8 protein-coding genes are annotated in these 6,740 nt (G+C 27.8%); all 8 read right to left on the reverse strand.

Annotated features, from left to right (window positions below):
* Window positions 1-173: 173 nt before the first annotated feature.
* The 8 genes from NSA58_RS13480 to NSA58_RS13515 all read right to left on the reverse strand — a co-directional run bounded on the left by NSA58_RS13480 (window position 174) and on the right by NSA58_RS13515 (window position 6,715).
* On the reverse strand, window positions 174-1,187 hold the full coding sequence (locus tag NSA58_RS13480) for a serine/threonine-protein kinase (protein WP_039679918.1): 1,014 nt from the start codon (window positions 1,185-1,187) through the stop codon (window positions 174-176).
* On the reverse strand, window positions 1,178-1,477 hold the full coding sequence (locus tag NSA58_RS13485; RefSeq protein WP_074429452.1) for a hypothetical protein: 300 nt from the start codon (window positions 1,475-1,477) through the stop codon (window positions 1,178-1,180). The genes NSA58_RS13480 and NSA58_RS13485 overlap by 10 nt, the downstream gene beginning before the upstream one ends.
* A 179-nt stretch (window positions 1,478-1,656) precedes the next feature.
* Complete coding sequence (locus NSA58_RS13490; protein ID WP_039679916.1) at window positions 1,657-2,178, reverse strand: 3'-5' exonuclease; 522 nt, start codon at window positions 2,176-2,178, stop codon at window positions 1,657-1,659.
* A 25-nt stretch (window positions 2,179-2,203) separates the two neighbouring features.
* Window positions 2,204-3,295, reverse strand: a complete 1,092-nt coding sequence (locus NSA58_RS13495; protein WP_039679915.1) for a murein hydrolase activator EnvC family protein — start codon at window positions 3,293-3,295, stop codon at window positions 2,204-2,206.
* 22 nt (window positions 3,296-3,317) lie between these two features.
* A complete protein-coding gene (gene ftsX, locus NSA58_RS13500; RefSeq protein WP_039679914.1) occupies window positions 3,318-4,214 on the reverse strand; it encodes a permease-like cell division protein FtsX in 897 nt (298 codons plus the stop codon).
* On the reverse strand, window positions 4,214-4,885 hold the full coding sequence (gene ftsE, locus NSA58_RS13505; protein ID WP_039679913.1) for a cell division ATP-binding protein FtsE: 672 nt from the start codon (window positions 4,883-4,885) through the stop codon (window positions 4,214-4,216). Before ftsE ends, ftsX begins: the two co-directional genes overlap by 1 nt.
* A gap of 177 nt (window positions 4,886-5,062) precedes the next feature.
* The gene (locus NSA58_RS13510) at window positions 5,063-5,992 is read right to left on the reverse strand and encodes a S8 family peptidase (RefSeq protein ID WP_039679912.1); all 930 of its coding nucleotides are present in this window, start codon (window positions 5,990-5,992) and stop codon (window positions 5,063-5,065) included.
* Window positions 5,993-6,016: 24 nt separating this feature from the next.
* Window positions 6,017-6,715 carry an MORN repeat-containing protein gene (locus NSA58_RS13515; protein ID WP_052233001.1) on the reverse strand — a complete coding sequence of 233 codons (699 nt, stop codon included), beginning with the start codon at window positions 6,713-6,715 and terminating at the stop codon, window positions 6,017-6,019.
* Between the last annotated feature and the right edge of the window lie 25 nt (window positions 6,716-6,740).

Below are 6,740 nucleotides of genomic sequence, written 5' to 3' on the forward strand. Positions count from 1 at the left end.
CTTTCTAAAAAAACATTATATTTTTTTACAAAAACTCTTGCGTATTTTGTCGAATTTTGTTATTATAAGTATACAGTTATTTCCCCAATAACTGATTACTCCCCAAATAAAATATATTCCCTAATAAACCCCTTTTTATAATATATTTTAAAGAAAAACCCTACTTGAACGGATTAAAGTAGGGTTTTTTCATTTTCTTTTATAACTTTCCTTATTATTCTATATCCCTGCGCCTTACTTTCTAACTCTATATTATTTTTTATAATGTTAGATTCTATAAACCATATTTTATATTCTCGTTTTAATACAATATAGTTATCATCGTTTATCCATGTAAAATAATCCTTATTTCTTTTATCATATCTCCAGTCCAGATTTTCCTTAACTTTTGATAAATCATTTAAAATCTCTAATACATTCCCGTACCTTTCTTCTCTATTTACTTTTAAGCATTTTTCTATAACTTGAATTAAAGATTTAGGTATATGAGGTAAATACTTTTTCCTTACAGGAAATTTTCCATTTGATATGGCTAATTTTAAGTCATTTAAGTTTTTATATCTCTTAAGTTGATTATTATACTCTTCATTCCCATTACACATCCTATACAAAGTAGTTCCAACTTGATAAATATCAATACTACTATCTACAGTAGATGTGAAACACTGTTCTGGAGCTATATGCTTATAGTAAACATTTTTTAACTTTCCACATCCATGAATATCAAGTTGTATAGCGGAACCAAAGTCACCAAGTATTGCTTGATTATTATCATCTATAAGGATATTATTAGGTTTTATATCACAGTGAATCATATTATTATCATGTATATAATAAAGAGCAGATAGAAAATCTATGGCATATTTTATAATTTCCCTTACTGTTAAACTTTTAGAGTCTAAAATATAATTTAAAGATCCATTTCTATAATAAGGCATTGTTATATAAATATACTCATCATCATAAGTTGCATAATTTATTTTTATGATATTAGGATGATTTAATGAAGATATTTTCTTAGACTCTTCAAAATATTTATCATATTCTTTTAATTTCTTCTTGTCTATTTGTTTTAATATCATCTCACAATTGAGCTGCCTATCCTCCACTATATACAAAGCTGAATTTACGCCTTCTGAATTAATCTTTTGCAGTATTTTTAAATTTAATTTTGGACTTATTTCCATAGTATTACTCCTTTACTTGAAAATAATTCTTCTAAAACCCCTTCCATCTTAACTGCATCTACTATTTCTACGCCAATATCGTTGTCTACTTCCAAGTTATAGGTTTCTATATTATATTGATCAATAACAGTACTTATTAGTTTTTTTATATAAAATAATTTATCACCTGTACTAAAAGAAATAGGCAATATGATTTCATCATCTTTAATCTTTCTTTTTTCATTTTGCTCATAGTAAACTATGTAAAACTTAACTTTATCTATATAAATATTTACATAAATGTGATTCATATTTAATCCCCCTATTATTTCTACTAATATATCATATGAATCTATACATTTCTTGAACACAAAAACTCGATTAAAAAATTAGCTTTACTTGAGAACGTATCCCACAAAACACTTTAAGACACTGCAGGGATCTACAATAAAAAAGAGCTATAGATTTAATCTATAGCCCTTTGGCTTAATTATATAAGTCCTGGGAAAACTTCATCTTTTATTATTAAAAATAACTCTGCTGTAGCCTTCGTGTCACTATCAGCTCTATGAGCATTTTCATTTTTAATATTATAATAATTACATGCAGTCTCCAGTTTTTTATTTTTTCCTTTATAAGATTTACATTTTTTAAGCATTTCCATAGTACATAAATGATTTTCTATAGGTTCTAAATCATATTTTTGCAAATAATAATTTAAAAACTTTAAATCGAATTTAGCATTATGAGCTATCATTACTCTATCACTTAAAAATTTTCTAAATCTAGGTAAAACTGTTTCTATACCTTCTTCATTTTCTACCATTTCATTTGTTATACCAGTTATTTCTGTTATTAAAGAAGGTATCATTCTATCTGGTTTTACTAATCTTGAATAGTTTCTTACTATTTGATTATCTTTTATTTCTGTTATACCTATTTCTATTATTTCACAACCACTATATGGGTCTAGTCCTGTAGTTTCTAAGTCTACTACCACATATTCTTGCATAAATACTACTCCTTATCCAAAAAGATTATAAGTAATTTAATGGGTTTTGAGGAGTTCCATTTACTCTAATTTCAAAATGTAAATGTGGCCCTGTTGATCTTCCTGTTGATCCTATTTTAGTAACAACTTGTCCTTTTTTAACCCTATCTCCTACTTTAACTACTAAAGAACTATTATGAGCGTAAAGCGATACTAATCCATTGTCATGTCTTATCATTACTGTATTTCCATAACTTCCTTGAACTCCCGAATAAATTACTGTTCCACTGGCAACAGCTACAGCTGGAGTTCCTGTAGGAGCTGGTATATCTATTCCTGTATGTAATTTTTTAGTACCTAACACAGGATGTATTCTATATCCAAAAGGAGAAGATATTCTGCTGTATCCAGGTACTGGCCATGATCCATTTGATATTACAGCATTTGAAGTAGATGAACTACCAGAGTTTGAATTATCAGAAATTGAATTATTAGAAACTGCAGACTCCTTTGCTGCTATTTTTTGTAGCTTTTCTTCTAATGCTTCTTCTTCCTTAAGTAATTCTTCCTTTAGAGCTTTCAGTTCTGATTTATCTTCCTCTAAACCTTCTTTATCTTTCACTAACTCATCTTTAATTACTTTTGCTTCTTCTTTATTTTTATCTAGTGTTTCTTTTTTATCTTCTACTTCACTTTTATCAGCTTCTAAGTCTTTTAACATTTGTTTATCTTGTTCTACAACTTCTTGCACTATATAAATATTATTTAAAAAGTCAGAAATAGAATTACTACTTAGTATAACCTTTAAATAACCTAGTGTATAGTTATTATTTATAACTTTTAATCTTTCACCTAAAATCTCCTCATTAGAATTTATATCTTCTTCTAATTTCTTAATTTCTTCTTTTAATCTTTTAGATTCACTATTAATTTTTTCTATTTTTTCATTTGCTTTATTAATTTTTTCTTTTAATTTTTCTGTTTTCTCATTTAAATTGTTTATTTTTACATCTAGTTCATCTTGTTTTTCTTGATTAGTTTTTAATTTACTCTCTGTACTTTCAGCATTAACATCTATTGCACTAGTAGCTGAAAATAACATAGAGCATATTAAAGCTGTTGAAATTATTTTCTTCATATTTCTTCCCCCAAATTATTATTTAAACTTTTAAATATTTTTTTACAGATAGTCCACTTCCTAATATTCCTACCATTATTCCTGTAACAAATAATACTAAAACTAATAAGTAAGATACACTTGAAAGAGGCAACATCATATCTCCCACAATTGAATTTAGAGATATCTGCACATTTTCTAATACATATTTGTACATTCCAGTACATACTCCAAGAGATATTACGGAACCAAATATACCTATTATACACCCTTCCACTATGAATGGTGCTATAACAAATCTATTGCTTCCACCTATGTATTTTATAACTTGTATTTCTTCTTTTTTACTGTATACTCTAGCTTTTATTGTATTAGATATTAATACTAAACAAATTATTAATAAAAATCCTATTACAATTCCTCCAAATTGTTTTACAGTATTTGATGCTTTTAAAAAGTTTTCCATTATTTCTTCATAATATTGGACTTCTACAACACCTTCTATTTTTTCTATACTTCTTGCTAATGATTTAATTTTTTGCGAATCAGCAATAGTTACTATATAATAATCATCTAAAGGATTTTTCACTCCTTCTAGCAACTCTTTATCCTCGCCAAAACTATCTTTCATGCTATCGAAAGCTTCATCTTTAGTTTGATATTTAACACTTTCAACTCCATTTATTTTTGCTAATTCTTCTTTTATATATAAAGTATCATCTTCGCTTAATTTTGAATCTAGCGCTACTCTAATTTCATTTACTTCATTTTGTGTTTTTTCCATAAATGAATTAATATTTAATACTATACATAATACTATTCCAAGTATAGCCAAAACAGATGTTACTGAAACTACAGAAATAAAACTCATGGTTTTATTACTAAATACACCTTTTAATCCTTGCTTTAAACTATATGTTATCTTTGACATTATTTTCATTATTCGCACCTCTTTGTGTCATAAATTATTTTGCCACCTTCAATTTTAACAATTCTTCTAGGAAATTCTCTTACTAACTCTAAGTTATGAGTAGCCATTATTACTGTAATCCCTTTTTTATTTATTTGATCTAGAAGTTTCATTATAGAAATTGAATTATCCATATCAAGGTTTCCTGTACACTCATCAGCTATAATAATTGACGGATTATTTACTAAAGCTCTTGCTATTCCAACTCTTTGACATTCTCCACCTGATAATTCATCTGGATATTTTTTATATTTATGAGCTATTCCAACTCTTTCTAAAGCTTCCATAACCTTAGGTCTTATATTCTTTGGCTTTTCACCTACTACTCTAAGTGCCAATTCCACGTTTTCATATACAGTTTTTTCTTTGATTAACCTGTAATCTTGAAAGACTATGCCTATATTTCTTCTGTATTTATGTAAAGATCTATTTTTTATATTAGTTATGTTTTCATTGTTAACTACAATTCTTCCATCTGTAAGTTTTTCTTCTCTAGTTATTAATTTTAGAAGACTTGATTTTCCAGCTCCTGAATGTCCTACTAGAAAAACAAACTCGCCTTTATCTATATTAAGATTTATATCTTTTAGACATTTATTTCCGTCAGAGTATTGTTTCTCTACTTTTGTAAATTTAATCATTGTCTCAACTCCATATATTTTAATTTTAATCATCTAATTAGTTACAATTTTGTTACTTTCTTATACATTATACCATTTTTTTGTTAAATTTTAAGAGAAAAAATAAAATTTTATATTTTTTCCAGAAAAAAAGGCTTGAAACTTATTATAATTAAGTTTCAAGCCTTTAAAAATTATTTATTTTTTATCTTTTAAATAAACTAATCCATTTCCTTGTACGGTTCTGGGATACCCTAAATTTTTTGTGTATTTTATAAGTTGTGCATAAATTTCCTCTTGAGTTAAATCCCTTTGAAATTCTTCGTGTGACCAGTTTTTCAATAATGCTAAACTTCCAGTAACATGAGGTGCTGCCATACTAGTTCCACTTAAGCTAGCAAATTGATTATTAGGATAAGTAGATACTATATCTACTCCCGGCGCCACTAAATCTACTACTAAGTTTGAATTTGTAAAGCTAGCAGGCACTCCTTTTTTATCTACAGCCCCAACAGATATCACATCTACATAAGATGCTGGATATGAATATTCAAAATCATTTGCATTTCCATCTCCTTCATTACCAGCTGCACATACTACTAATATATTATTATTAATAGCATTCTTTATAGCTTTTTCTAACTTTGGGTCATCATTTGACATACCGAGAGACATTGATATAATATCAACTTTTTTTTCTACTGCATAATTTATAGCATTAATTACCCAGCTTACTTTTCCACTTCCAGTTCTATCAATAGCCTTCAAGATATACAAATTTGCCCATGGAGCAACTCCGAAAATTGTATTATTATCTCCATTGGCGGCTATAATTCCTGCCACATGAGTTCCATGACCAACTCTATCCACAACAATATTAGGATTTTTTTTATCTTCATCCGTAAAATTTCTAACAAGCGCTATATTATCCTTTAAACTTTCATGTTCTATATCACAACCAGAATCTATTACAGCAATATTTATTCCCTCTCCCCTGTTAGATTCACTCCACATATTTTTTGCTTGAATCATAGCTACTCCATAAGGTGTCTTTCCTGCATTCTTCACTCCACGATTCATAACAAATGGTACAAGCTTTACTTTATAATCCTCATTTTGATTTTTCATAATATTCACTCCAATATTATTAAATTATATATTAGAAACATCTCTCACAAAATAAGATCTAATATTTTTAATCACTTCTCTTTCATTACTTAAGTCCACATTATAAATATATTCCTCTTCATGTCCTTCTCTTATATATGTGCCCTCCACAATTGTTCCATTTTCAATAATAACCTTTAAATATGAATTTTCTGGTAGGTGAAAAGTTCCTACTCGACCCTTTCTATCTGCATAGTACTGGCCAATATATTTGTAGTCATCACAAGTATAAACTCCTATACCTTCTTTACATCCATTTTTAAAATCACCACTGTAAAAAGATCTATCCGCAAATACATACTTACCTACACACTCCATCTTATCATCTTTCCACATACCTTCATAAACATCTTTGTTTGCAAAGTAGCAAGTTCCAAGTCCTTCTCTTATGCCGCTTTTGATTTGCCCTTTGTAAACATCTCCATTTGCATATCTAATTACATCTTCATCACTATTTATGTTGTACACCTTGGCATCTTCATTCCTATTATGTATATTAAACATATTGTATCTATTTTTAAGTAATGATTTGGTGTTTCTTCTCAACAGATAATTAATAGTTTTTTTACTCCCTACAACAGATGCTTTTATATTTTTTATATACCTTATAATTACTACTACAAGGACAATAAAAAATATTACCTTTAAAACTGTGGACATTTTGATAACTGTAGTTATAAACATACAACCTCCTCCTCTTACATAATTT

Origin of the sequence: Terrisporobacter muris, from assembly GCF_024621905.1 — a bacterium.
Lineage (GTDB): Bacteria > Bacillota > Clostridia > Peptostreptococcales > Peptostreptococcaceae > Terrisporobacter > Terrisporobacter muris.

Bases quoted from the DNA above. Each gene is read 5' to 3' on its own strand.
- NSA58_RS13480 (WP_039679918.1), bottom strand. From the start codon at position 1,187: ATGGAAATAAGTCCAAAATTAAATTTAAAAATACTGCAAAAGATTAAT.
- NSA58_RS13485 (WP_074429452.1), bottom strand. From the start codon at position 1,477: ATGAATCACATTTATGTAAATATTTATATAGATAAAGTTAAGTTTTAC.
- NSA58_RS13490 (WP_039679916.1), bottom strand. From the start codon at position 2,178: ATGCAAGAATATGTGGTAGTAGACTTAGAAACTACAGGACTAGACCCA.
- NSA58_RS13495 (WP_039679915.1), bottom strand. From the start codon at position 3,295: ATGAAGAAAATAATTTCAACAGCTTTAATATGCTCTATGTTATTTTCA.
- ftsX (WP_039679914.1), bottom strand. From the start codon at position 4,214: ATGAAAATAATGTCAAAGATAACATATAGTTTAAAGCAAGGATTAAAA.
- ftsE (WP_039679913.1), bottom strand. From the start codon at position 4,885: ATGATTAAATTTACAAAAGTAGAGAAACAATACTCTGACGGAAATAAA.
- NSA58_RS13510 (WP_039679912.1), bottom strand. From the start codon at position 5,992: ATGAAAAATCAAAATGAGGATTATAAAGTAAAGCTTGTACCATTTGTT.
- NSA58_RS13515 (WP_052233001.1), bottom strand. From the start codon at position 6,715: ATGTTTATAACTACAGTTATCAAAATGTCCACAGTTTTAAAGGTAATA.